A 23965-nucleotide genomic window follows, 5' to 3' on the forward strand; every position below is an offset into this window, starting at 1 on the left:
GTTCGGGGCGTGGGAGCAGGTCCCCCGCTCCGGCGTCCCGGGCGCCGACCGGCCCCCGGGCCGGTGGTCCCCGGCCCTCCCAGGAGCACGTCCCTCCGCACCCGGGCCACGGGTGAAGGCGTTCCCGCCCCGCAGGGCGGCTGAGAAACAGGGGAATCGACATGCAGCGCACATTCGGTCTGGCGGCGACGCTCGCGGCACTCGGCTTCGCCGGGGCACTGGGGATGGGGGCGCCCGCGGCGGCCTCCCAGACCACCGACGTGGGAACCCAGGCGCTCCGCTCCCTCCGCGTCTACGAGCACGACGACTTCGGGGGCCGCTCGCACCACCTCACCGCGAACGACGCCAACTTCAACAACAACAGGTGGAACCGGGACACCACCGCGACCATCGACGACAACATCAGCTCCATCAAGAACCAGGGCGACATGTGGGCCTACCTGTACCCCGACCCGAACCACGGCGGCACTCCCTACAGGGCGCAGCCCACCTCACAGGACAAGGACCTGAGCAGCAATTCGAACAACCCCCCGAACTTCGATAACAAGGCGAGTTCCGTCAAGTTCCTGAACTAGGAGAACGACGCACCGGGGTGCGGTGCCGGGTCCGGCACCGCACCCCTTCCGTTCGAGAAGGGAAAAGGCGACCGTGCGGACTTCCTTGGTCCTGTGGGCGGGAGCGCTCCTCGCCGTCGTGGGATGCTCCACCGCTCCCGCTGAACAGAACGCCCCCCGGGTGGGGGAACAGGTCGGTGACCTGTGGGTGCCCCTCGACGACTACAACCTCTCCAGGCCCGACCTGCTGACGGTCCAGTATGCGGAGGACCTCCTGGCCGGCGACTGCATGCGCGACGCCGGCCTGCCGTGGGAGCCGTTGCCGCCGCCTCCCGAGGAGGACGGCGACCCGCTCAACCGCAAACGCTACGGGCTGGTCGAGCCCGGGCTCGCCGAACGCCACGGCTACCATCCGCCCCCTCCCGCCGAGGACCAGCGCGCCCGGGACCTGGTGTGGCGGGCCAGGGAGGCCCTGCCCCGCGACCACTGGACCACCGCGTACGGCGCGGACGGGGAGGGAGGATGTCTGGCCGAGGCACGCGAGACACTCCGCCGGGACGTCCCGGAGATGGACATCGCCCTGCTGAACGGCTACATCGGCCAGACCTTCGAAGCCTCCCGGGAGCACCCGGAGGTTCTGCGGGTCTTCGGTGAGTGGAGCACGTGCATGCGGGCGGAGGGGTTCGACTACGCGGATCCGCTCGACGCCAACGGCGACCCCGCCTGGGCGGAGACCGAGGAGCCCTCGGACCTCGAGATCACCGCGGCCCGCACGGACCTGCGCTGCAAGGAGGAGACCGGTCTCGTGGAGGTGTGGTCAGCGGTGGAGGAGGAGATCCAGCGAGAGGTCATCGACTCCCACCCGGAGGACTTCGCCGGGTTCGCGCGGGCGAAGGAGGCCGAACTCGACGCCGCCCGCGGCGTGATCGCCCGGCACGGGCCCGCCACCGCGCAGTCGGACCCGGAGCCGCAGCGCCCCTCGGACGGCGTTTCCGGCCCGTAGCGCCGAGTGCCGCACCGGCGACGCCGCAACACGCGTCCTGAGAACTACGGGGCCTCTCCCCGTGACACCCGTGGCGAACGCCGGACGGCACGGCCCCGGACCCGCTGATCCCTCCCGGGCCCCTCCCGCTGTTCCCGGACCGGGTGGTCCACCACGTGCAGCCGCGCGGCCGGGGCCGCACCCGACCGCTGCGTGCCCGCCGGGCCGTGGAACGGACGCACCGTGCCGGGAGGCCCGTCCTCCGTCGCGTGCCCGACGTGCCGACCGGGCCGCGCCTGCAGCCGGTAGTCACGCGGGGGGATCCCGTAGGCGGCACGGAAGGTCCGGCTGAACGCGGCGGGGTGGTCGAAACCCCAGCGCGCCGCGATGCCGTGGATCGGGACCGCCGCCAGGGCGGGGTCGGCCAGGTCCCGGCAGGCGCGTTCCAGGCGCTGCTCACGGATCCAGGCGGCGACGGTGGTGTCGCCCTCCTGGAAGAGGCGGTGCAGGTAGCTGGTGGAGATGTGGTGCGCGGCGGCGATCGCCGCCGGTGTCAGCCGCGGGTCGTGGAGGTGCTCCAGGACGAAGGCCCGGATGCGCAGCAGCAGACTCCGGCCGCGGCTCTCCGGGACCAGGGTGTCCTCCGCCTCCAGGGTGTGCGCGAACAGGGCCGACACGAGGTCGCCCAGGATCAGCGCCAGCCGGGGGTCGTCGCCCGGGGAGTAGGCCCCGGGGTTCTCGGTCAGCTGGTGGACGAAACCGGTGAGCAGGGACCCGAACCCGTCCCGTCCCGAGAGCCGGAGCCCGGTGATCCGGTCGGCCCTGCTCCGGGGCAGGGTCAGCAGGTGCTTGGGGATGTCGACGCCCGCGCTCACGACGAGTCCCTTGTCGCCCGGCGCCTGGATGTCGTAGGGCGTGGAGGAGTCGTTGACGTGGATCTCGTCGGGGCCGTACGCGGCCCTGCTCCGGTTCCAGTCGCGTTCCATCGTGCCGCTCCGCACCAGGCAGATGTTGTACGCCTCCGGGTCGGAGGTCCGGATCAACCGTGCCGTCCTGCGCGCGGTCAGGGCCCGGAAGCCCATCTTCCACACGCGTGCCTCCCCCAGGTGCAGGTCCCTCTGGTGGACCCGGAAGTCCGCGATCCGGTCGCTCGTGGCGTCCATGGGGGTCGGGGCCGTGGCCATGATCCGGCGCCACGCCTCGAAGCGGTCCGGGGCGGGCAGTTCGTCGGTGTTGAACTCCGACTCGATCACCGTGTCCGTCCTTCGCTCGGCTCCGCCACCGGCCCCGTCCGCCGGTGGCTCCACGTACCACCAGGATCACCGACGGTGCTTTCAGCGGGCCTTCACCGCACGTCGCCCGGCGGGCTGCCGTCCTTCGAGGACACGCGCGAGGAGGTATCACCCGTGCCGCCGCTTCGAGCCGGACGGAGGGGACGGGCGCCCCTCCCGAAGCGGCGGCAGACCCCGGAGGCCCGGTCCCCACTGCCACGAGCCCGTGTCCGCCTGTCCGTCCCCCGCCGTTCCGACACCGAAGGTGAACGTGGCACCGCCCACCGGTCCGGCCGACGCGCGTGGAACCTCCCGACCTCGCGACGCCGGGTCGGGGCGGACGAGGGGAACCGCGAGCAGGAGCGGGACGGCGGGCCGGACCCTTCCCGACGCCCTCGGACCCGGTTCGGCGACCTCCGGGACCGTTCCGGCGGGGAAAGCGCCTCGCCGTCCGCCGGAGCCGTCCCGGAACAGTCCACCGAGGATCAAGAAGACGGCGACTCCGGGCCAACGACAGTTCCGGGGAGGCTTGCCATGATCGAAGGGACCTGTTGACCTCTCCTGGGAGACCCACATGATCCGCCGACTGATCGCCACCGCGGCCCTCGCCGCCGCCACCGCCCTCGTACTCGGAGCCCCCGCGCACGCCGACGACCACCACGCCAGCGGCGTCGTGGCGGGCGACCACTTCGCCAGCTGACCCGGCCCCTCCGCCGACGGTGAACCCCTCACACGCGTGCCACGCCGCACCGGCGTCACGCGTGCGAGGCGGGCCGGCCCTCCCGAAGCCGCTCAGGTGTCGGACGGAGCCTGCGGTGCCGCGTCCATCCGGTCCCGCAGCCGCCGCTGGAGCTCCTCGAGCCGGCTGTCGTCCGCCCGGACGGCGGCGTGGAGTTCGAGGGTCCCGCCCTCGTAGCGGGGAATGACGTGGAAGTGCAGATGGAACACGGTCTGCCCGGCGGCGGCCTCGTTGAACTGGATGATCTGGATGCCGTCGGGTTCGAGCTCGTCGGCGATCACCCGCGCGACCCGCTGCACCTTCTGGATGAGCGCGGCGAGTTGTTCGGGCGCGGCGTCCAGGAGGGTCCGGGGCTGCCCGGTCTTCGGGATCACGAGGGTGTGGCCGTAGGACTGGGGGAACACGTCGAGGAAGGCGAGGACCTCGTCGTCCTCATGGATCGTGTAGGCGGGGGCCTCGCCGCGGATGATCTTCGCGAAGACGTTCTGGGGATCGTACGGGTCGGTCATCGTGTGTCAGGGTCTCCGTCGCGTCCTTCTGAGGCAGCCTCGATCGGCTCTGGTCCGGTCGCCACGATAGCGGTGGGGCGCACGGACACCGGGGGCACGGCCCCGCGTTCCCGGCCGGGCCGGTCGCCGTGGTCGCGGCGGCACTCCGGGGGTGTCGTCCCGCAGGAGGTCCGGACGTGCTTCCGGAACGCGGCCGCGCCGTGCGGGCCGGCCGGCGAAGGCCCCGGGAGGCCCTGCCGGCGGCCGACGGCCCTGCCCGGGACGGTCAGCCCTTCTTGAAGCTCCTGGCGCCCAGGAGGAAGGCGCTCACGGCGAGCGCCACGCTGAGGGCGATCCTCAGGAACGTCGGCAGCTCGGGCACCGGGTCCTCGAACTCGATCAGCATGACGAGCAGGAACAGGACGCCGACCAGCACCATGTGGAAGTAGGGCAGGCCGTCGCTTTTCTCGGAGCGGGTTTCCTCGGTCATGCTCATCTTTCGGGGTGGGGGAGAGGAGGCCCGGCCACCTCTCCTACGCGGGGGCGAACGGTCCGTGCGCGCCCCTGGGGCATGGGGCCGACGCACTCGGGTGGAAGGGTACATGTCGCCCCGTCCGCCCCGCGAGGGAAGGCGGGACCGACGCGTCCCGGCTCCGTCCACGGCCCGGCAGGCCCCCGATCCGCCCCGGCCCCGGCGGGCGCGGCGGCCCCCACCGGTTCCGCCGCCCCGGCCGGCGGGGGGACGGATCCGGTGGGGCGGGGCGTCACGGGGTCGTCCACGCCTCCCGTTCCCGACCGCGGGGGTCCTCGACGCGGGACCACTCGGCGTCGATGCGCATGGTGACCCGGTTCCCGCCGTCGTACGGGTCCCATCCGGGGTCGCCGGTCCTGGCGAACCGGACCCAGGCCCCGTGCATGCGTGCGGCCAGACCGGCGGGCGGCTCCTCGGGGCCGAGCAGGGCGGCCGGGCCCCGCAGCCGGGAAAGGCGGGTCAGGTCGAAGACGAAGGGCAGCTCCACCCCGTGGGCGGCGCCGAGCTCTCCGTCCAGGGCGCGGGAGCGCCAGGCGAACTCGTAGCCGTAGGTGGCGGCCCCCGCTCGGGCGGCATGGGCGTCGGCCAGGGCCCGGGTGCCCGCACCGAACAGCGCGTCGCCCATGATCGCGGAGCGCAGCTCGCCGAAGGACGCCCCGGGGCGTGACGTGCGGTAGGCCCCGACGAGCCGGTCGGGGTCCGGGTGCGAGCGCGCCGCGGCGTCGTCGACGTCCTGGGCGGTCGAGGCGGAGTACCGGCCCACGGGGACCAGGTAGAGGTTGCCCTCCTCGGTGTTGGTCCCGATGAGCAGGTCGGCGTCGGCTCCGGGGCCGGCGGCGAGGGACGCGGCGGGCTGGACGTCGAGGACCAGGCTGAAGGGGCTGAGCCCGATCAGCGGGTCGCGGTGCGTCCCGGTCCGCAGGTCGATGCCCGAGAGCCGGGTGGAGGTCTCGACCAGGCGGTCGTCGGAGAGGCCGGCGAAGGCGTCGGCGTGGGGCTCGACGCCCAGGTCCCGTGCCGCCGCCTCGGTGACGCGGGCGGCCTGCTCGGGCGTGAACGCGCCCAGGCCGCTGCCGCTCTGGACGATCGCCCGGCGCAGGAGGCCCACGGCCTCGGGGGAGGCGAGGACGCCGCCGACGATGGTCGCCCCGGCCGACTGGCCGAAGAGGGTGACGTTGCGCGGGTCGCCGCCGAAGGCGGCGATGTTCTCGCGGACCCAGCGCAGCGCGGCGACGACGTCGAGCAGGCCGCGGTTGGCGGGCGCCCCGGGCAGGTCCAGGAACCCGGCGATGCCGAGCCGGTAGTTGAGGGTGACGAGGACGACGCCGTCGCGGGCGAAGGCCGAGCCGTCGTAGAGCGCGGCCCGCGTCGAGCCGGCGACGAACCCGCCGCCGTGGACGAACACCATGACGGGCAGGCCGTCGCCGCCTCCGGCGGGCGCCCAGACGTTGACGGTGAGGTAGTCCTCCCCACGGCTCCAGCCGGTTCCGAAGTAGGGGGACATGTCCACGCTGCCGAGCCTGCGCTCGGCCTGGGGCGCGTTGGGGCCCGGCGCGGTGGCGTCCCGGACCCCGTCCCAGGGTTCGTGCGGCCGGGGCGGGGCGAAGCGGTCGGCGCCGCGGGGCGGCGCCGCGTAGGGGATGTCCAGGTAGGCGTCGGCGCCGTCCCGGCGCAGGCCGCGGACCGCGCCCCGGGCGGTGGTGACGACGGGTCCGGTGTGGTGGTGGTTCATGGTGATGCCTTTCGCTGGTCTCAGCCCTGTTCGGTGTACGGGGCGAAGGGGGCCCAGCCCTCGACGGCGAACCCGTCCCCCTCGCGCGACACCTCGGCGGCGCCGTGGCCGCCCAGGTGCGCGGGGACGACGAGCGCGTTGTTGTCGGCCGCCCAGCCCAGGACCTTGCGGCGGGTGGCACGGGCGCCTGCCGGGTCCTCGCAGAAGCAGCTGTTGGAGTCGGGGTGGAGGATCTGCACCGGGCTGTGCAGCATGTCGCCGACGAACACCGCGCGGTCCGTTCCGGAGGTGAGGGTCAGCACGGAGGAGCCGGGGGTGTGCCCGGGAGCCGCGTCCAGGCGCAGGCCGGCGTCGATCCGGTAGCTGTCCTCCCACAGCAGCGTCCGGCCGGCCCGGTGGACCGGGGCCACGCTGTCCTCGAAGACGTTCTGGTTGCCCCGGCCGAGGTTCGGCTCGTGGCCGTTCTCGGGGTTCCAGAAGTCGAAGTCGTCCTTCGGCATCAGATAGGTGGCGTTGGGGAACGTGGGTACCCAGTTCCGCCCGTCCAGGTAGGTGTTCCAGCCGACGTGGTCGACGTGCAGATGCGTGTTGATCACGATGTCCACGTCCTCGGGCTCGACGCCGGCGCGCGCGAGGTTGGCGAGGAAGTCCGTTTCGAGGCGGCTCCAGACCGGCGAGTACGGGCGCTCCTTGTGGTTGCCCACACCGGTGTCGACGAGGATGGTTCGGCCCTCGCTGCGCAACAGCCAGGTCTGGATCGCGGAATTCACGGTATTGGTCCCGGAATCCAGGAAATGCGGGTCCAGCCAGGAGGCGCCGTCGTTCCATACCTCCTTCGGGGTTTCCGGGAAGAAGGCGTCGGTCGTCATGTCGACGGTTCCGTAGTATTCCCGGACCCGGTCGATGGTGACGTTTCCGAGCGTGATCTGTTCCATGGGGCGTCCTCGTGCGTTCGGCGGGTTCTGGGGAACCGTACGGGCGGTCCGGCCGGGCCCGGTATCCGTCACGTGACTGCACCTGCGCGGAGGGCCCGCCGGGGGGCGGGGCCGGGCGGCTTGTAGCCTGCCGGGGCCGGGGCAGGACGGCGCCGGGTCGAAGAGCCATGTTCGCGGGGGGCTTTCCGTGGGTGAGCACACAGGCGGCGCCGACGCGGCGACGGGGCCGGAGGCCGGGGCGCCGTTCGTCGGCCGGGAAGCGGAGTGGGCACGCCTCCTGCGCGCGGTGGAGCCGGGGTCGCCCGACCCGGTGGTGGTGCTGCTCGGTGACGCGGGCACGGGGAAGAGCGCGCTCCTGGAACGCGCGGCGCGCCGGGCCGGGGCCGACGGCGCGCGCGTGCTGCGCGCCGCGGGGAGCGAGTCGGAGTCCGGGCTGGCGTTCTCCTCCCTGCACCAGCTGCTGCGGCCGGTGCGCGACGAGGTGGACGGGTTGCCGGACGGGCAGCGCGCCGCCCTGCGGGAGGCCCTCGGCGCGGGGCCCGCCGTCGCTCGCGAGGGCGCGCCCGACCCCCTCCTGCTGGGAATCGCCGTCCTGGGCCTGCTGTCGGCCATGGGCGAGCGGCAGCCCGTGCTCGTGGCACTGGACGACGCGCAGTGGTTCGACCGCGCCTCCCTGGACGCCCTGGCCTTCGCCGCCAGGAGGCTGGTGGGGGAACCGGTCGCCGTGCTGGTCGCGGCCCGCGAGGGCCACCGCCTCCCGGGGTTCGACCGCCACGTGCCCACGATCACCCTGGGCCCGCTCGACGGCGCCTCGGCCGACCGGCTCCTGGACCTGCAGCCGGCGGCTCCCACCGGACGCACCAGGGCGCGGATCACCGAGCAGGCCGCCGGCAACCCGCTGGCGCTGGTGGAACTGGCGAGGGCCGCCGCCGCCCGCGACACGGCCGCGGGGCTGCCCGACGCGGGCCCGCTGCCGCTCACCGGCCACCTGGAGCGGGTCTTCGCCGCACGCCTGGACGGCCTTCCCCCGGCGACGGGGCGGGCCCTGCTGCTCCTGGCCGCCATGGACAGCGCCGACTCCGGTGTCGCCGCCGCGTCCGGGCTGCCCGGGTCCGGGGACGCCCTCTGGCCGCCCGCGGAGCGGGCCGGGCTGGTCCGGCGGGCCGGCCCGGTCCCCCGGTTCGGCCATCCGCTCGTACGGTCCGCCGTGTACCACGCCGCGTCGCCGGAGGCACGGCGCGAGGCCCACCTGGCGCTCGCCGGGCTGCTGCGGGACGAACCGGACCGGCGCGCCTGGCACCTGGCCGCCGCCTGCACGGGCCCGGACCCGGCCGTGTCCGCGGAGCTGGAGCGGACCGCCGACCGGGCCCTCCGGCGCGGCGGCCACGCGGCGGCGGCCGAGGCCCTCCGGCGCGCCGCGGAGCTGGCGCCGCGTCGCGAGGACGGCGCCAGGCTGCTGGTCGGGGCCGCTTCGGCGGCCGTGTTCACCGGGGACCTCGCCCGGGTCGAGGAACTGGCCGCCGAGGCACGCGCGCGCACGGACGACGCGTCGCTGCTGGCGTCCGTCGCCGTGCAGGCCGGACGGCTGGCGGTCCTGACCGCGCGCCACACCGCGGTCTTCTCCCGGCTGGCCGACGCCGCCGAGGGCCTGGCGGCCTCACGGCCCTCCGCCGCCCTGGACCTTCTGTCCGGGGCCGCCGTGGTGCGCTTCTACTCCGGGGAGGACGCCCAGCGCCGGCGCGTACACGACCTCCTGGGGCGCCTCCCCGAAGGGGACGCGGCCGTGCGCGCCTGGGTGAGGACCGTGTCGGACCCCCTCGCCGCCAGGGACGAGGTCCTGCCCCTGCTCGCGCGGCTGGCCGCCGGGGCGCGGGACCGGCCGGAACAGCTCATCGCCGTCGGGATCACGGCATGGCTCCTGGACGAGACCCCGCGCGCCGTCCGCGCCTTCGACGAGGCGTTCGACCGCTGGCAGGTGCGGGGAACGCTGCCGGAGGGGCTGGGCGGCGCCGTCGCCTGGGCCTATGTGGACCGGGGAAGGTGGGACCAGGCCCGGGAGGCCTGCGCCCGCACCACGGCTGTCGGCCGGCTGACCGGCCTCGACCACGCCGTGGCCTGCGCGGCCGCCGTGGACGCCACCGTGCTGGCCCACCGGGGCGACGCGGTCGCTGCCCGTGCCAGGGCCGAGGAGGCGCTCGCCCTGGTGGACCCGCTGGAAAGCCGCTCGGTCGGCGTCTACGCCCGCCGTGCGCTCGGGGCCGCGGCGGTCGCCGAAGGCGCGTACGGGACCGCGTACGACCACTTCCGCGCGCTCTTCACCGCGGACGGCGCGCCCGTGCACTACCACGCCTCCCACCCGGCCCTCGCCGACCTGGCCGCGGCCGCCGTGCGCAGCGGTCACCGCGAGGAGGCCGCCGCGATCGTCGAGCGTTGCGCGCGCTCGCTCGCGAAGGGCGCCTCGCCCCGCCTGGGCGCGCTGATCAGCCGGGCCCGGGGCCTGCTGGCGGACCCCGAGGACGCCGAACCGCACCTGCGGGCGGCCTTGGCCGACCCGGTCCTCGCGCACTGGCCCTTCGAGCACGCGCAGGCCCTGCTGGACCTCGCCGAACGTCTGCGGCGCCGACGGCGCATCGCGGAGGCCCGGGCACCGCTCGCCGAGGCCCTGGAGGTCTTCCGCCGTCTGGGCGCACGGCCGTGGATCGAGCGCGCCCGGGCCGAGGCGCGCGCCGCCGGCCTCGACGTCGCGGACGCCGCCCCGGACGCGCTCGCCGAACTCAGCCCGCAACAGCAGCAGATCGTCAGGCTCGCCTCCCGGGGGCTGACCAACCGCGAGATCGGCGAGAAGCTCTTCCTCTCCCCGCGCACGGTGGGCTCGCACCTGTACCGCAGCTTCCCCAAGCTGGGCGTCACCGCCCGGTCCCAGCTGCGCGACCTCGTCGGGGGCGCGCCCGCGGCGGCCGGGCCCCGGGGCCAGTGGGGCCCCGCAGCCGAGTAGCGGCGGGGTACGGGTGGCCGCCCACGGCCGGGGCCGCCGGCGGTCGGCCCGGCCCCGGCCGTGGGCGTTCCGGCTACTCGGACGCCGCGGTGTAGTAGTAGGGCTCCTCGTCCTCGTCGTACTCCTCGTCATCGCCGTCCCTCCCGGCGTCCAGGTCGAGCTCGACCCCGGACCCGGCGAACGCGGCCCGCACGCGCTCCACCGTCTCCTCGCTCAGGAAGTGGTGGTGCAGGTCGAGCCGGCGCAGACCGGAGAAGGCCCCCGCCCGGTCGACGAGCTCGCGTGCGCCCTGGTCCGTGAGGATGCCCAGGGACAGGTCGAGGACCTCCAGGCCCGCGAGGACGGGCGCCTCGGCGAGCACCGGGACCCACTCCGCCCACTTCTCGGCGTTGCGCACCCCCAGGTACCGCAGCCGGGGGAACGCCTCGCCCGAGAGCACCGGCGCCAGGTCCTGCGGGGAGGTGCTGCCGCCGTAGTCCTCCATCCCCAGCCACAGCTCCAGGTGCTCCAGCGCCGGCAGCCCCGAGGACGCCACCTCGCGCACGACCCGGCCGGGCAGGCCGCCGCTCTGCAGGGTGAGGGAACGCAGCGAGGCGTGCGAGGGCACGTGCAGCCCGAGCCGGCCCCCCATGCCGTCGGCGCCCTTCACGGTCAGCGCCTCCAGCCGGGGGAAGGCGGCCACGAGCGGCGCCAGGTCGGGCTGGGAGATCCAGGAGAGCTCGCACTCCTCGAAGGTGATGTCGCCGAAGAAGACCGAGCGCAGGTTCGGCAGCGCGTCGGCGTGCTCGACCAGCAGGTCCGCGGCCTGGTACAGGCCTCCCTCGTTGGCATAGGACCATTCGCCGACGACCAGTGCCGTCAGCCGCTCGGCGTCCACCTCGGACAGGAACCGGGCGAGGTAGTCGGCGCAGTCGTCCTCGGGGGGTCTCCGCGTACCCGCACTCGTCCGCAGCCGCCAGGCCGTGGCGGCGGGGTCGTGCGGGTCGCCGCCCTGGGACCGGATGCGTGCGAGCCGCTCCTCCCACGTGCCGCCGGCGGGGAACTCGACCACGGGCAGGCCCGCGAACTCGGTGAGGTCGGACATGGGGGCTCTCTTCTCAGGCTTCAGGGGGCGAGACGTCCCCCATGCCTAGCAGCTCCGGGGGACAGGCGGGGCTCCGGGAGCCCTCCGGTGCGGAGCGGCCGAAGGCGCGCCCCGCGCCCCCGGACCGCTCACAGCGCGTGTCCCCCGGCGACCTGCAGGACCTGCCCGGTGACCCAGCGCGCCTGGTGGGAGGCCAGGTAGACCACGGCGTCGGCGATGTCGTCGGGCTCCCCGACCCTGCCCATCGGCACGGCCTCCCCCGCCCGGGCGACGAGGTCCTCGTCCATCCAGCCGGTCTGGACGGGGCCCGGGGCGACGGCGTTCACCCGGATGCCGCGCGCCGCCAGGTCCAGCGCGGTGGACCTGGTCAGCGCCTCCAGGGCTCCCTTGGACGTCCCGTAGCCGGTCTGGCCGGGGAAGGCCCGCGCGGCGTCGGTGGTGATGTTGACGACGCACAGCGGCTCGTCCCCGCGGCGCAGCCGTGCCGCCTCGGCGGTGAGGACCGCGGGGGCGACGGCGTTGACCCGGTAGTGGCGCTCCAGGGACGCGTGGGTCAGGGTGTCGACGGTGTCCGGCGTCTCGCAGTGGGCGGCGTTGTTGACCAGGACGTTGACCGCCCCGGCCCGGTCCGCGACCTCGCGCACGAGCCGCAGGGGCCCGTCCGGTTCGGACAGGTCGGCGCCGACGGCGAAGGAGCCGTTGCCGAGTTCCTCCGCGAGTTCGTCCGCCGTCCCCGCCACGGGGGTGACGTGGGCCCACTCGGCCCCCTCCGGCGCAGGAGGGTCGCGGTCGAGGCGGTGGACCGCCACGCGCGCCCCCTGGGCGGCGAACGCACGGCTGATCGCCGCGCCGATGTTCCCGGATCCGCCGGTGACCAGGACGGTCTGTCCGGCGAGGCGGGTGTCGATCATCGTTGCCCCTTCGGTGCTTCGTCGTCCGGCCGGGCGTGGAGGCGGACGCGTTCACACTCCGCGTCCCGGCCGCGTCCCGACCCGCCGCGGGCCGGTGCGCCCAGGGTTCCCTCCCCTCCCCGCAGGCGCAACCCCTTTGTCCGGGCACCGGCGGGGCGGGCCCGGCCCCCGTGGCTCCGCGGCCGGCTCAGCCCGGGGGCCGGGTGCGCAGCAGGTCGGGTTCGATGTAGATGATCTTCGCGATGGGCACGGCCTCGCGGATCCTGCGCTCGGCCTCGTCGATCGCGCGGGTGACACGGCGGGCGTCGTCCTCGGCGTCCACGGCGACCTTGGCCGCGACCAGCAGCTCCTCGGGACCCAGGTGCATCGTGCGCATGTGGATGACGGCGTCGATGTCCGCGCACTCCAGGATGGCCCCGCGGATGAGGCGGACGTTCTCCTCGCTGGCGGACTCCCCGATGAGCAGGCTCTTGACCTCCACGGCCAGGAGCACGGCGAACACCATGAGCAGCAGCCCGATGGCCCCCGAGCCCAGGCCGTCCCAGACTCCGTTGCCGGTGATCAGGGTGAGGCCGACCCCGACCAGGGCGAAGGCCAGTCCGATGAGGGCGCCGGTGTCCTCCAGCAGGATCACCGGCAGTTCGGGGGACTTGGTGCGGCGGATGAACCCGAACCATCCCACCCGCGCACGCGCCGACCGCGACTGGCGCAGCGCGGTGCGCAACGCCGTCGCCTCCATGACGGCGGCCACCAGCAGCACCACGATGGGCACCCACTGCCAGGAGGTGATCGGGTGGGGGTCGCGGATCTTCTCCCACGCCTCGTACAGGGCGAACAGCCCGCCGAGGGTGAACAGCACGATCGCCACGAGGAAGGCGTAGACGTAGCGCTCGTGGCCGAAGCCGAAGGGGTGCTCCGGCGTGGCGCTGCGCCCCGCCCGCCGTCCTCCGATGAGCAGGAGGATCTGGTTGCCGGAGTCGGCCACCGAGTGCACCGACTCCGCGAGCATGGCCGAGGACGCGGTCAGGAGGTAGGCCACGAACTTGGTCACGGCGATCCCGAGGTTGGCCGCCAGCGCCATGACCACGGCCTTCGTGCTGTCCTCGGTCGTCACCGCGTCGCCTCCTCGTCAGCTGCGGACCGTCCGGCGGGGCCGCGGCGGTCGCACAGCCGCCGGCCCGGGGCGCGGTGTCCGGGGGCCCGGGCCCGGACTGTCCCAGGTTCCGTGGCGGGCGGTGCACGTGCAAGCACCCCACCGCCGTGTCGGACCGGGGTACGGCCGCAGGTCCGGCGGCGTGTCGGTCGACCACGAGACGCCGACGCGCACGCCCGAGGACGGCCCCACCGGTACCGGGGGGGCGGTGCGGGCGCGCGGGGAGCGCCGGACCGGGTGAGGCCGCCGGGGCGGGGCGGAGGGCGGAGCATCCCGGCGCCGAGGCCCCCGGCCGTCCCCTCGGCGCCGGACGGGACGGGCTCCCGGGAGCGGTCCCGTGAGTCCGTGCCGTCCCGGGCGCCTGCGGGGCGGCGACCGCTCAGCCGGTCCGCGGACCGCCTCCGGAGGTGCGGAGCTCCTCGTTGATCCGCTGCGCCTCCTCCAGCTGGTCCTCCAGGATGATGATCCTGCAAGCGGCTTCGATCGGGGTGCCCTCGTCCACGAGCTCGCGGGCACGGGAGGCGATCCTGAGCTGGTAGCGGGAGTAGCGGCGGTGTCCGCCCGCCGAGCGCAGGGGCTCGATCAGCCGGGCCTCGCCCAGAGCGCGCAGGAAGGCCGGCGTGGCGCCGATCATCTCCGCGGCGCGGCCCATGGTGTAGGCGGGGTAGTCGTCATCGTCGAACCGGTTGGTTCCGGAACTGCTCAAGCGTTTCTCTTTCTCTCCTCATCGCACGCCGAGGGCCCCAGCGCCGAACGGCGCTGGGGCCCGAGAGTTCAATACCACCTACCGGCTGCCGCCGGTCTTCCGCTTCCCGAGGTCGAACTGGAACGGGAACGCGGGGATCGCGGTTGTGTGACCGCGGACCACCTTCTTCCGAACCGGGGTCTGCGGTACCCGGGCGGAACAACCCACACCCGGGCGATCCTCGATGGCATCTACTCCTCTCGATCTCACTGCGTGCACTTCACTCCTGCCGCGGCGCCCCGCGTACGGGCGGGACACCGGTACTGCCGCTGCGGTCCTGCCGGCCCCCGGTACCGTTCGACGTCTGCGTACCGGTCGAGCCCCACCGCGTCCTTCCCCACTGCCCCGGCGTCCTCCGTGTCGGCGGGGCGCCGGTCCTGCTTTCCACCGGCGTTTCCGGTGGTCCACCGTGTGGATACCTGTGGCTACGACAGGAAATGTATCAGCGGTCCCGTGGCATGTCTACTCCGGCCGATGGAGGTTTTGACTCGCCCCGTGCACAGGTTTCCTGGAGCCCGCGCCTCAGCCCGCCCTTGCGTAGGCCGGGGCCTCCAGGAACGCCCGCAGCTGCTCGGCCAGCGGTTCGTCGAGGCTGTGCGGCGCACCCCGGTGGCGGGGGTCCCGGAACGCGCGCCGGAAGGCCTCGGGGTCGCCGGTGAGGTCGGCGGTGGCCCCCCTGAGGTCCTCCAGGGTCCGGCGGAGCCGTCCGGGCGTGCTCCCCCAGGCGGCCTCGTAGGCGCGGAGCGCGCGGAAGAAGCGGACGCACGCCAGATGGGTCGACTCGCGGTGGTCGTGGCGCTGGATGTGCTCGGCCATCGCGCGCGTCCTGCGGAGTGTGGAAGGCATTCGGTTCACTGCTTCCCGGGAAGAGGGGGACGGACACTGCTGGAGGGGCGGCCCGGCGGGGCCGGGCCGCCGGGGGCTCAGGCGTCGATGCGGCGGGGCCTGCCGTCGCCCTGGCCGATGCTGATCTTGCGCGGCCTGGCCTGCTCGGCCACCGGGATGCGCAGGGTCAGGACACCGTCGGCGTAGTCGGCCCGGATGGCGTCGGTCCGCAGCGTCTCGCCGAGGAACAGCTGCCGCGAGAAGGTGCCGGTGGGGCGTTCGGCGACCACCACCGCCTCGCGGTCGCGCACGGCGTCGGGTCGCTCGGCGGTCACGGTGAGCACGTTGCGCTCGACCTCCAGGTCGATGGAGTCGGCGCTCACCCCCGGCAGGTCGAAGCAGACGACGAAGTCGTCTCCCTCGCGGTAGGCGTCGATCGGCATCGTGGCCGGTCGTGACGCCTCCCCCAGGATCCGCTGCGTGAGGCGGTCGATGTCCCGGAAGGGGTCGGTACGCATCAGCATCATGGAAACCTCCTCTGGCCCTAGTAGAAAACCTGATGCGAGGTGACGCAGGTTTTATACCTCAGGTCCTGGGAGATAAACAACCGCGTCCGACAAAGCTCTTCTCGAGCCAGGAGGTAGGGCCGGAGGACGCACCGACGGCTCGGCCAGGAAGGACGTGCTGATGGCGGAACCGCGTCCGGGTACCGCACGCGGCCTGTACACGATCTCCGTGGCCGCCGGGATGGCGGGGGTCGCACCGCCGAGCCTGCGCTCCTACGAGGAGCGGGGCCTGGTCGCCCCGGCGCGCACCGGGGGCGGCACCCGCATGTACAGCGACGACGACATCGCCCGGCTGCGACGGGTCGTCGAGCTGACGGCACAGGGGGTGAACCTGGCGGGGATAGGCCGGATCCTGGAGCTGGAGGAGGAGAACACCCGTCTGCGCGACGGCCCTCCCGGGAACGGGTGAGGGCGCCCCTCCCGGCCCCGCCGCCGCGGCCGGTCCGCGTCGGCGCCCCTCCCCCTCTCCGGCGCGCGCCTCCCGCCCGGCCTACGGGCCCGGGGTCCCGCGCAAGCTCCCGGGTTCGCCGGGGCCAGGGGGCGCCGCACCGGCCTCCTCCGCCGCCGATGGGCGGGGAGCGCGCCGCACACTGCCCTGGACCCGCGTGGAGACGATCGCGAAGGCGGCGGTCGTCACCAGCGTGACGGCCATCCACACCTGCCAGCCGCCGGACGCGGCCACCACCGGCGCCAGCAGTACCGCCGCGAGGATGAACACACGGCTGACGAAGTGGTTGAGGCCGAAGGCCAGCCCCTGGACGTCCGGGTGCACCTCCTCGGTGTACTCCGAGAAGCTGGCCATCCACGGCCCGAGGACGGCGCCGAGGGAGATCCCGACACCGGTCAGCAGCACGACGAGGAGGAACCGCGGGGCGGACGCGCCCGCGCCCATCGCGAGGACGAGCGAGCCGAGCAGCAGCGTCGCCGCCAGCGCCCCGCCGACGAGGAACGGCTTGCGGCTCTGCGTCCTGTCGGAGAGCCGGGAGAAGACCAGGCCGGCCACCAGGTTGCCCGCCCAGAACGACATCACGATCGCGGACGCCGTGCGCACCGTCATGGCGAAGTGGTCGACCAACATGGTCTGGCCGTAGGCGTTCATGGTGGCGAGCAGCACGTAGAGCAGCGACATCGCGGCCACGTGCGCCCGGACGACGCGGCGGCGCAGGAGCGGCAGCAGCCGGCTCCCGCCCGCGGGGGCCCCGCCCCCGCCGGTCGTCCGCTCGGTGAGGCGGATGGTGCGCCGCAGCCCCGGGGCCAGGTCGCGCAGGGTGAGGGCGACGATCGTCGCCCCCACGAAGGCCGCGCCCGACATCAGGAAGACCTGCGAGCGCCAGGAGTGGTCGAACAGGTCGAGTGTCAGCGCGGCGACGGCCGCCGCGAAGAAGTTCGCCCCCACGGGCCCCCAGCTCCAGAAGGCGAAGGCCTGGGCCCTGCCCATCCGCGGCGTGAAGTCCCGGATCAGCGGCTGGGTGCCGGCCACCGCCATGCCCTCGACGAACGCGAGCAGGATGCGCGCGGCGGTGAAGTGGGCGACCGACTGCGACAGCGCCATGAACAGGCACGCCGCAGCGGACAGGAACATGAGCGGCACCACCACGCGGACCCGGCCCACGCGGTCGACCAGCTCGCCGCCCAGGTAGCCGGACACGGCCCCGAACAGCAGCGACACGGCGGTGATCTGGCCGTAGGCGCCCAGGGACATGCCGAGGTCGGCCAGCAGCAGGGGCAGGACCGGCGCGAGCTGCCCCTCGTAGGCGGAGATGAACAGCGCCAGGACGACGACGGCCACCAGCAGCCGTCGCCGGGCGCCCGTGGGGTACTCGTGGAGGAGTCTTCGGTGTGACAGCACGGGGCCAGCCCTCTCATTTCCTGGACACAGCGACCAATAACGTTCGAGGTGTCCAGAACATAAGGTGAGTGACCGGGGCCACACAACCCCTTAGTCGGAAATCGAGTCGAAGCCCGTCGCCCAGTAGCGCCCGCGCCGGGACAGCTCGACCAGCGTCTCCACGACCTGCTCCACGTCCGGGCGCGGCGCCGGCGACTCCAGCCACCACAGGAGCACCGAGACCTGCTCGCCGACCCAGGCCCGGGCGATGACCCGCAGGTCGACGCGGGGGCGGATGCGGTGGGCCCTCGCCCGCTCCGCGAAGATGTCGTGGGCCGCCTCGGTCCACGCGTCGACCAGGGCCCGCAGTCCGCGGCCGTCGCCCTCCCCCCTCAGGATCAGGCGGTAGACGTCCGGCTGCTCGGCCGCGTGGCGGAAGAGTTCGGCCACCGGCCACCCGGTGAACCCCACGCCCTCCCGGTCGACGGGGGCCATCCGCTCCCGCAGCTCGCCCAGGACGACCTCGACCACGTGGTCGTAGAGCGCCTCCTTGTCGCGGAAGTGCGTGTAGAACGTCGCCCTCCCGACATCGGCAGCCGCCGCGATGTGCTCCACCCTGACCCCGGCGTACCCGTCGGCGAGCACCCGGGAGACGAACGCCGCCCGCAGGGCGGCCCGGGTGCGGAGTGTGCGCCGATCCTCGTTTGTCATGGGGTCTTTCTAGCAACGCCCGACACCCCTGGACACTTCCTGGACATAGTGTCTAGTATCTCCGTGTTCACTCGAAGACCTCTGGAGGGACCGTGAACCTTGGCAGCTACCTCACCCGCAGCGCGTGCCACTGGCCGGAGGCGGAGGCCCTGGTGTCCGGGGACCGGCGCTGGAGCTACCTCGCCCTCGAACAGGAGGCCAACAGGCTGGCCTCCGCCCTCCTCGCGCGCGGCTGCACGCCCGGCACGGCGGTCGCCACCCTGTCCGGCAACCGCGGGGAGCTGGTCGTCGCGGAGATGGCGCTCTGCAAGGCCGGGGGCCTCCGGGTGCCGGTCAGCACCAGACTGGCGGCGGCCGAGATCGAGCACGTCCTCGTGGACGCACAGGTGCGGCTGGTCCTCGTGGACGCGGCCAACCTCGGGACCGTGCGCGCGATCGTCGACTCCCGCGCCCCCGACTGCCTCGTGGTCTCCCTCGACGGAGACGCCGGTGACGCCCTCGCCTACACCGCCCTCCTCGCCGAGGGCGGCCCCGGGACGGTGGCGGTCGACCTCGACGAGGACAGCCCGGCGGTGCTGAACTTCACCTCGGGCTCCACCGGCACGCTCAAGGCGGCGGTCCAGACGGTCGGCAACAGGCTGTCCAACATGCGCAAACTGGCGATGAACCCGCAGGGTTCCACCGGCCCGGGGTCGGTCTACCTCGCCCCCGGACCGATCACCCACGCGAGCGGGATGGGGATCCTCGGCTGCTTCTTCCGCGGCGCCGCCGTCGTGGTGCTCCCGGCCTTCGACGCCGAGGCCTACCTCGACGTCCTCGAGCGCGAACGCGTCACCCACACCTTCCTGGTTCCTGTCATGCTCAACATGGTCCTGGCCTCGCCCACCGCGCGCGGCCGGGACCTGTCCCGCCTGCGCAGCGTCACGATCGGCGGCGCCCCCGTCAGCCCGGCCCGCCTCCGCGACGCCGTCGAGCTGTTCGGCCCCGTGGTCAACCAGGGCTACGGGCAGGGCGAGACCACGAGCGCGATCACCTTCCTCACCTCCGAGGACGTGGCGCGGGGCATCGAGTCCGACCCCGAGCTGCTGCTCTCCTGCGGGCGACCGGTCTTCGACACGGAGGTCCGCGTCGTCGACGACGGGGGGAACACGCTCCCCGCCGGAGAGGTCGGCCGGATCCTGGCACGCGGGCCCGACTGCGTCCGGGAGTACTTCCACGCCGAGGAGGCCACCGCCGAGACGTTCCGCGACGGGTGGGTGCGCACCGGGGACCTCGGCTTCTTCCGCCGGGACGGCTACCTGTTCATCGTGGACCGCGAGAAGGACATGATCATCTCCGGGGGCTACAACGTGTACTGCACCGAGGTGGAGGCCGCCCTCTACGAGCACCCCGCGGTCTTCGAGACCTGTGTCGTGGGCGTCCCCGACGAACGCTGGGGGGAGACAGTCAAGGCGTTCGTGACGCTCCGGCCCGACGCCGCCGCCACCGGGGACGAGCTGCGCGAGTTCTGCGCGACCCGGCTGTCCCGGGTCAAGCTCCCCCGCATCGTCGAGTTCGTCGAGCGAATCCCGCGCAACCGCAACGGCAAGATCGACCGGCGCTCGCTCCGGCGGCGCGAGTGGGCCGGCTCCGAGCGACAGGTGGGATGAACGACCCATGGCCTTCATGCTTCAGCCGACGTACCACGACGACCCGCGCCTCGACGCACTGGTCGGCGCCCTCCGGGACTACCTGACCGGGGAGCTCGCCGCCTACGAGGACGACCTCGGGCTGACGCCCGAGACCCCGCTGCACCGGTCCCAGCTGGAGCCGGTGTGGCGGCGCAGCCGGGAGCTGGGCTTCTACGGCATCCACCTCCCCGAGCACCTCGGCGGCCGGGCGCTGTCCTACACGGAGCTGGCGGCGCTCAAGGAGGAGGTCGGCGCCTCCGGGCGCGTGCTGGCCACGAGCGTGCTCGGCGACATGGGCGGGCCCCTGCGGATCGGCGCGATCTTCGAGCACGCCACCGAGTACCAGAGGGAGAAGTACCTGCTGCCGGTCGTCAGGGCGCAGCGGGCCTGCTGCTTCTCCATGACCGAGGACGACGCGGGCTCCGACGTCCGCCGCATGCGCACCACCGCGACCCCGGTGCCGGGCGGCTACCGGATCACCGGGCACAAGGTGTTCAGCACCGGCGGCACCTTCGCGGACTTCTCGATCCTGGTCGCCCGCATGGCCGGCTCCGAGGAGTCCTACTCCGCGTTCCTCGTCGACCTGGACTCCCCCGGCTGCCGCGTGGAACCGGGACAGGTGCCCCTGTCGGGGCAGAACATCGAGAGCGACGTCGTCCTCGACGACTGCTTCGTACCCGCCGAGAACCTGCTCGGCGAGGAGGGGCAGGGGATGCGGATCAGCCTCGGGCGGGTCACCGCGAACCGCCTGCTCCACTGCCCCACCGCCCTCGGCGCGGCACGGCGGGCGATCGACCTCGCCTTCGGCTTCGCCGCCGGGCGCCGCGTCTCCGGCGGGCTCCTCCTGGAGAAGCAGGCGGTCCAGCACACACTCGCCGACATGGCCACCGACTACTACGCGGCCCGTTCGATGACCTACGACGCCCTCGCCCTGCTCGACGCGGGAGAGCGGCCCCGGGTGGAGTCCTTCATGTGCAAGCTGTTCGTGGCCGAGCGCGCGTTCGCCATCGCGGACCGGGCGGTGCAGATGCACGGCAAGGCAGGCATGGTGCGCGGCGCCCCGGTGGAGGTGATCTGGCGGCAGCTGCGCATGTTCCGCGTGCTGACCGGAGCCTCGGAGATCCAGCGCAACGGCATCCTCCGCGAGATGGTCAGGGCCGCCGGGGGTGCGGCATGACCGCCGAGGAACCGACCGGGGGCCTTCCCCCCGAGGACGGGCAGGACCTGCGCGACGCCGGGCGCGGCTTCGTGGCGACGCTCGATCCGGCCCTCGTCACCGACGCCGCCGGCCGCGTGGTGTACGACGCCGACGCGTACGCGTTCCTGGACGGGCCGGCGCCCGGGACCGCGAACCCGAGCCTGTGGCGGCAGAGCCGTCTGGCGTCCATGCACGGCCTGTTCCGGGTGACCGAGGGGATCTACCAGGTCCGGGGCCTGGACCTGGCCAACACGACCCTGGTCGAGGGCGATACCGGCGTCGTCGTCATCGACACCCTGACCTCGGCGGAGACCGCCGCCGCGGCGCTGGCGCTCTACCGGGCCCACCGCGGCGACCGCCCGGTCACCGGCGTCGTGCTCACCCACCCGCACGCCGACCACTTCGGAGGCGTGGACGGTGTCCTCGCGGACGCCGCACCCGGCGTCCCGGTGCTCGCGCCCGAGGGGTTCCTGGAACACGCGGTCTCCGAGAACGTCTACGCCGGACCCGCGATGGCCCGGAGGTCGGGGTTCATGTACGGCACCGCGCTGGAGGCCTCCCCCGCCGGCCACCTGGGGTGCGGCCTGGGACAGCGCCTGTCCGCCGGCACTGTCGGCCTGGCCGAGCCCACGGAGTCGATCACCCGGACCGGCCAGGTGCGCGTGGTCGACGGGGTGCACATCGAATTCCAGCTCACCCCGGGGACGGAGGCGCCGGCGGAGATGAACATGTACTTCCCCCAGCGCCGGGCGCTGTGCCTGGCCGAGAACGCCGTGCACACCATGCACAACATCGTCACCCTGCGAGGAGCCCAGGTCCGCGACGCGCACCAGTGGGCCCGCTACCTCACCGAGGCCGTCCGGCTCTTCTGCCACCGCACCGACGTCGCCTTCGCCACCCACCACTGGCCGACCTGGGGCGCGGACCGGATCGAGGGGTTCCTGACCGGGCAGCGCGACCTCTACGCCTACCTGCACGACCAGACGGTGCGCCTGATCAACCGGGGCCTCACCCCCCGGGAGATCGCGGAGGAGCTCACGCTCCCTCCCGCCCTGGACCGGCGGTGGGCCAACCGCGGCTACTACGGGTCGCTGAGCCACAACGTCAAGGGCGTCTACCAGCGCTACCTCGGCTGGTTCGACGGAAACCCCGCCCACCTGTGGGAACACCCACCGGTCGAGGAGTCGAGGCGCTGGGTCGACCTGCTCGGCGGCATCGGCGGGACCCTCGCGCGCGCGGACGACCTCGTCGGCGAGGGCGACCTGCGCTTCGCCGCCACCCTGCTCAACCACGCGGTCTTCGCCGAGCCGGACCACGAGGGGGCGCGCCGGCGGCTGGCCGACGTCTACACCGCGCTCGGCCACGCCTGCGAGAACGCGACGTGGCGCAACTACTACCTCACCGGGGCGCAGGAGCTCGTCCACGGCCCCCGCCAGGCCCGCCGTCCGGGCGGGGGCCGCCTGCTGGCGGCCCTCGGAGTCGACCAGCTGCTCGACTCCCTCGCCGTCCGGGTCGACGGCCCCGCGGCATGGGACCTCGACCTGCGCCTGGACCTGCACCTGGTCGACCACGACGCGGTGTGGCACCTGCGCCTCGCCAACGGGGTGCTCGTGCACCACCGGGACCGCGCCCCCGACCCGCGGGCGCGCCTGGTGCTCACCCTGACGAGGCAGCAGCTGATCGGCGTCATCACCCGCCGGGACCTCCGGGGCGTCGGGCACGAGGGGGACCTCGGCGTTCTCAGCTCGCTGTTCGGGGTCCTGGAGGCGCCCGACCCCGCCTTCGCCGTGGTGCGGCCCTGAAAGGGCGCCGACCGGAGCCCCGCCGCCCCGGGCCCCCGCCCGGGGCGGCGCGACCGCGGGCGCACGGGGAGCAGCGCGGCCCTCCCCGGCCTCCGCGCGGATCCGGGCGCCCCGGGGGCTTGCATCTCAAGCGGCTCGAGGTAGCACAGTGGCCCCCATGAACGACCACGAGCTGTACCCCATCGGAGACGCCGCGCGCCGCAGCGGCCTGAGCGTCAGCGCCGTCCGCTTCTACGCCGACGCCGGGGTCGTCGAGCCCGCCGACCTGTCCGGGGCGGGCCACCGCCTGTACGACGTCGACGCCATCGCCCGCCTGGAACTCGTCCGCACCCTGCGCGAACTGGACACCGACCTGGACGAGATCCGCCGCCTGCTCGAAGGGGGCACGACCCTGCACGGCCTGCTCACCACCCACCTGGAGATCGTCGAGCGCCAGGAGCGCTCCCTACGGGCCAGGAGGGCGGTGCTGCGGACCCTGATCAGGCAGGGCGGCACGACCGCGCAGGCCGACCTGATGCACAAGCTCGTCTCGATGACCGACGAGGAGCGCGAGCAGACCATCGACGACTTCTGGAACGACGTCGAACAGGGCCTCGACGTCCCCGACGGCTTCGTCGACCGGCTGCGCGCGATCCGGCCGGTCCTGCCCGCCGACCCCACGGCCGCCCAGCTGGAGGCGTGGATCGAACTGGCCGACCTGGTGCGGGACCCGGCGTTCCGCGACGCGGTCCGCGCCTACCTGCACGACACCTACTCGACGGACGTGGGCAGGAGCATCGCGAGCGCGCCGTTCCAGGACTTCATCTACGGGAGCGGGGTCTCCCTCACCGAGGAGGTCATGGCCGCCCACCGCGCCGGCGAGTCCCCCCGCTCCCCCTGGGCGCAGAACGCCGTCACGCGCTTCATGGAGGGGGCCGCGGGGGTGTCCGGCACCGCGCTCACCGTCGAAAGGCGCAACCGGATGGCCGACGCCTATCGGCTGCTCCCCGACATCGAGCGCCAGATCGCCGAGGAGGACGCCGCCTCCGAGGACCCCGTCTACGACGACACCCACGGCCGGTACATGTCCCTGGTGGCGGTGGTCAACGGACACCCGACCGAGGAGGAGAAGCTGCCCTACGCATGGCTGGCCGAGGCCATGCGCGCCCCGGACGACGGCGCCTGAGGGCCCCGCGCCCGCCTCGGCGCGGATGACGCGCGGGCGGCGTGCCGGGGGACGGCGCACCGCCCGCGCCGGGCCGCGG

The 23965-nt window shown here is 73.9% G+C and carries 22 protein-coding genes; 9 read left to right on the forward strand and 13 right to left on the reverse strand.

The genetic code is table 11. The annotated features are described in order from the left end of the window. Positions 1 to 161 precede the first annotated feature (161 nt). The gene (locus ACIRPH_RS10555; RefSeq protein WP_402912176.1) at positions 162 to 575 is read left to right on the forward strand and encodes a peptidase inhibitor family I36 protein; all 414 of its coding nucleotides are present in this window, start codon (positions 162 to 164) and stop codon (positions 573 to 575) included. Between the two features lie 73 nt (positions 576 to 648). Further along, complete coding sequence (locus tag ACIRPH_RS10560; protein WP_402912179.1) at positions 649 to 1557, forward strand: hypothetical protein; 909 nt, start codon at positions 649 to 651, stop codon at positions 1555 to 1557. Between the two features lie 44 nt (positions 1558 to 1601). Here the strand turns inward: ACIRPH_RS10560 and ACIRPH_RS10565 are convergent, their stop codons facing one another. Beyond that, positions 1602 to 2789, reverse strand: a complete 1188-nt coding sequence (locus tag ACIRPH_RS10565) for a helix-turn-helix domain-containing protein (protein ID WP_402912181.1) — start codon at positions 2787 to 2789, stop codon at positions 1602 to 1604. Positions 2790 to 3381: 592 nt separating this feature from the next. Here ACIRPH_RS10565 and ACIRPH_RS10570 point away from each other — a divergent pair. Beyond that, positions 3382 to 3507, forward strand: a complete 126-nt coding sequence (locus tag ACIRPH_RS10570; protein WP_267945115.1) for a hypothetical protein — start codon at positions 3382 to 3384, stop codon at positions 3505 to 3507. A 92-nt stretch (positions 3508 to 3599) separates the two neighbouring features. On the opposite strand, the gene ACIRPH_RS10575 is transcribed toward ACIRPH_RS10570, so the two are convergent. The 4 genes from ACIRPH_RS10575 to ACIRPH_RS10590 all read right to left on the reverse strand — a co-directional run bounded on the left by ACIRPH_RS10575 (position 3600) and on the right by ACIRPH_RS10590 (position 7233). Next, the gene (locus tag ACIRPH_RS10575; RefSeq protein WP_402912186.1) at positions 3600 to 4055 is read right to left on the reverse strand and encodes an HIT family protein; all 456 of its coding nucleotides are present in this window, start codon (positions 4053 to 4055) and stop codon (positions 3600 to 3602) included. A gap of 265 nt (positions 4056 to 4320) precedes the next feature. Then, entirely contained in the window at positions 4321 to 4524 is a 204-nt protein-coding gene (locus tag ACIRPH_RS10580; protein WP_402912189.1) for a hypothetical protein, read from the reverse strand. Between the two features lie 274 nt (positions 4525 to 4798). Beyond that, complete coding sequence (locus ACIRPH_RS10585; RefSeq protein ID WP_402912192.1) at positions 4799 to 6298, reverse strand: carboxylesterase/lipase family protein; 1500 nt, start codon at positions 6296 to 6298, stop codon at positions 4799 to 4801. 20 nt (positions 6299 to 6318) lie between these two features. Further along, a complete protein-coding gene (locus ACIRPH_RS10590; protein ID WP_402912195.1) occupies positions 6319 to 7233 on the reverse strand; it encodes an MBL fold metallo-hydrolase in 915 nt (304 codons plus the stop codon). 187 nt (positions 7234 to 7420) lie between these two features. Here ACIRPH_RS10590 and ACIRPH_RS10595 point away from each other — a divergent pair, with 187 nt between their 5' ends. Then, complete coding sequence (locus tag ACIRPH_RS10595) at positions 7421 to 10228, forward strand: AAA family ATPase (protein WP_402912197.1); 2808 nt, start codon at positions 7421 to 7423, stop codon at positions 10226 to 10228. Positions 10229 to 10301: 73 nt separating this feature from the next. Here the strand turns inward: ACIRPH_RS10595 and ACIRPH_RS10600 are convergent, their stop codons facing one another. The 6 genes from ACIRPH_RS10600 to ACIRPH_RS10625 all read right to left on the reverse strand — a co-directional run bounded on the left by ACIRPH_RS10600 (position 10302) and on the right by ACIRPH_RS10625 (position 15473). Beyond that, complete coding sequence (locus ACIRPH_RS10600; protein WP_402912200.1) at positions 10302 to 11312, reverse strand: STM4015 family protein; 1011 nt, start codon at positions 11310 to 11312, stop codon at positions 10302 to 10304. Positions 11313 to 11440: 128 nt separating this feature from the next. Continuing rightward, complete coding sequence (locus ACIRPH_RS10605) at positions 11441 to 12223, reverse strand: SDR family NAD(P)-dependent oxidoreductase (RefSeq protein ID WP_402912202.1); 783 nt, start codon at positions 12221 to 12223, stop codon at positions 11441 to 11443. Between the two features lie 187 nt (positions 12224 to 12410). Beyond that, complete coding sequence (locus ACIRPH_RS10610; protein WP_402912205.1) at positions 12411 to 13337, reverse strand: cation diffusion facilitator family transporter; 927 nt, start codon at positions 13335 to 13337, stop codon at positions 12411 to 12413. Positions 13338 to 13755: 418 nt separating this feature from the next. Then, positions 13756 to 14028: a MerR family transcriptional regulator gene (locus tag ACIRPH_RS10615; RefSeq protein ID WP_402913278.1), complete on the reverse strand. Its 273-nt coding sequence runs from the start codon at positions 14026 to 14028 to the stop codon at positions 13756 to 13758. Between the two features lie 615 nt (positions 14029 to 14643). Beyond that, positions 14644 to 14967: a hypothetical protein gene (locus ACIRPH_RS10620; protein WP_402912208.1), complete on the reverse strand. Its 324-nt coding sequence runs from the start codon at positions 14965 to 14967 to the stop codon at positions 14644 to 14646. Between the two features lie 77 nt (positions 14968 to 15044). Further along, positions 15045 to 15473, reverse strand: coding sequence for an Hsp20/alpha crystallin family protein (locus tag ACIRPH_RS10625; RefSeq protein ID WP_402912211.1), 429 nt, complete (start codon positions 15471 to 15473; stop codon positions 15045 to 15047). A 160-nt stretch (positions 15474 to 15633) separates the two neighbouring features. Between ACIRPH_RS10625 and ACIRPH_RS10630 the strand changes: the two genes are divergently transcribed. After that, positions 15634 to 15921, forward strand: coding sequence for a MerR family transcriptional regulator (locus ACIRPH_RS10630; protein WP_402912214.1), 288 nt, complete (start codon positions 15634 to 15636; stop codon positions 15919 to 15921). Positions 15922 to 16002: 81 nt separating this feature from the next. Here ACIRPH_RS10630 and ACIRPH_RS10635 read toward each other — a convergent pair whose 3' ends face one another. Together ACIRPH_RS10635 and ACIRPH_RS10640 are read right to left on the reverse strand one after the other, a co-directional pair. Then, positions 16003 to 17361: an MFS transporter gene (locus ACIRPH_RS10635; RefSeq protein WP_402912217.1), complete on the reverse strand. Its 1359-nt coding sequence runs from the start codon at positions 17359 to 17361 to the stop codon at positions 16003 to 16005. Positions 17362 to 17451: 90 nt separating this feature from the next. Continuing rightward, positions 17452 to 18051, reverse strand: a complete 600-nt coding sequence (locus tag ACIRPH_RS10640) for a TetR/AcrR family transcriptional regulator (protein ID WP_402912220.1) — start codon at positions 18049 to 18051, stop codon at positions 17452 to 17454. Between the two features lie 92 nt (positions 18052 to 18143). Between ACIRPH_RS10640 and ACIRPH_RS10645 the strand changes: the two genes are divergently transcribed. From ACIRPH_RS10645 to ACIRPH_RS10660, 4 genes are all read left to right on the forward strand, one after another. Continuing rightward, entirely contained in the window at positions 18144 to 19700 is a 1557-nt protein-coding gene (locus ACIRPH_RS10645) for a class I adenylate-forming enzyme family protein (RefSeq protein ID WP_402912223.1), read from the forward strand. A 7-nt stretch (positions 19701 to 19707) separates the two neighbouring features. After that, the gene (locus tag ACIRPH_RS10650) at positions 19708 to 20898 is read left to right on the forward strand and encodes an acyl-CoA dehydrogenase family protein (protein WP_402912226.1); all 1191 of its coding nucleotides are present in this window, start codon (positions 19708 to 19710) and stop codon (positions 20896 to 20898) included. Further along, positions 20895 to 22721 (forward strand): alkyl/aryl-sulfatase, encoded by a 1827-nt coding sequence (locus ACIRPH_RS10655; RefSeq protein WP_402912229.1) that lies wholly within the window; start codon positions 20895 to 20897, stop codon positions 22719 to 22721. Before ACIRPH_RS10650 ends, ACIRPH_RS10655 begins: the two co-directional genes overlap by 4 nt. A gap of 157 nt (positions 22722 to 22878) precedes the next feature. Beyond that, entirely contained in the window at positions 22879 to 23886 is a 1008-nt protein-coding gene (locus ACIRPH_RS10660; RefSeq protein ID WP_402912232.1) for a MerR family transcriptional regulator, read from the forward strand. The last annotated feature ends 79 nt before the right edge of the window (positions 23887 to 23965 follow it).

The organism is Nocardiopsis sp. NPDC101807 (assembly GCF_044766605.1).
In the GTDB taxonomy this organism is placed as follows: domain Bacteria; phylum Actinomycetota; class Actinomycetes; order Streptosporangiales; family Streptosporangiaceae; genus Nocardiopsis; species Nocardiopsis tropica.

What these genes read in the sequence shown, in the direction of transcription:
- ACIRPH_RS10600 (WP_402912200.1), bottom strand. Translation starts at nt 11,312, where the DNA reads ATGTCCGACCTCACCGAGTTCGCGGGCCTGCCCGTGGTCGAGTTCCCC.
- ACIRPH_RS10580 (WP_402912189.1), bottom strand. Translation starts at nt 4,524, where the DNA reads ATGACCGAGGAAACCCGCTCCGAGAAAAGCGACGGCCTGCCCTACTTC.
- ACIRPH_RS10615 (WP_402913278.1), bottom strand. Translation starts at nt 14,028, where the DNA reads ATGGGCCGCGCCGCGGAGATGATCGGCGCCACGCCGGCCTTCCTGCGC.
- ACIRPH_RS10590 (WP_402912195.1), bottom strand. Translation starts at nt 7,233, where the DNA reads ATGGAACAGATCACGCTCGGAAACGTCACCATCGACCGGGTCCGGGAA.
- ACIRPH_RS10655 (WP_402912229.1), top strand. Translation starts at nt 20,895, where the DNA reads ATGACCGCCGAGGAACCGACCGGGGGCCTTCCCCCCGAGGACGGGCAG.
- ACIRPH_RS10640 (WP_402912220.1), bottom strand. Translation starts at nt 18,051, where the DNA reads ATGACAAACGAGGATCGGCGCACACTCCGCACCCGGGCCGCCCTGCGG.
- ACIRPH_RS10585 (WP_402912192.1), bottom strand. Translation starts at nt 6,298, where the DNA reads ATGAACCACCACCACACCGGACCCGTCGTCACCACCGCCCGGGGCGCG.
- ACIRPH_RS10570 (WP_267945115.1), top strand. Translation starts at nt 3,382, where the DNA reads ATGATCCGCCGACTGATCGCCACCGCGGCCCTCGCCGCCGCCACCGCC.
- ACIRPH_RS10650 (WP_402912226.1), top strand. Translation starts at nt 19,708, where the DNA reads ATGGCCTTCATGCTTCAGCCGACGTACCACGACGACCCGCGCCTCGAC.
- ACIRPH_RS10620 (WP_402912208.1), bottom strand. Translation starts at nt 14,967, where the DNA reads ATGCCTTCCACACTCCGCAGGACGCGCGCGATGGCCGAGCACATCCAG.
- ACIRPH_RS10605 (WP_402912202.1), bottom strand. Translation starts at nt 12,223, where the DNA reads ATGATCGACACCCGCCTCGCCGGACAGACCGTCCTGGTCACCGGCGGA.
- ACIRPH_RS10575 (WP_402912186.1), bottom strand. Translation starts at nt 4,055, where the DNA reads ATGACCGACCCGTACGATCCCCAGAACGTCTTCGCGAAGATCATCCGC.
- ACIRPH_RS10555 (WP_402912176.1), top strand. Translation starts at nt 162, where the DNA reads ATGCAGCGCACATTCGGTCTGGCGGCGACGCTCGCGGCACTCGGCTTC.
- ACIRPH_RS10630 (WP_402912214.1), top strand. Translation starts at nt 15,634, where the DNA reads ATGGCGGAACCGCGTCCGGGTACCGCACGCGGCCTGTACACGATCTCC.
- ACIRPH_RS10660 (WP_402912232.1), top strand. Translation starts at nt 22,879, where the DNA reads ATGAACGACCACGAGCTGTACCCCATCGGAGACGCCGCGCGCCGCAGC.
- ACIRPH_RS10625 (WP_402912211.1), bottom strand. Translation starts at nt 15,473, where the DNA reads ATGATGCTGATGCGTACCGACCCCTTCCGGGACATCGACCGCCTCACG.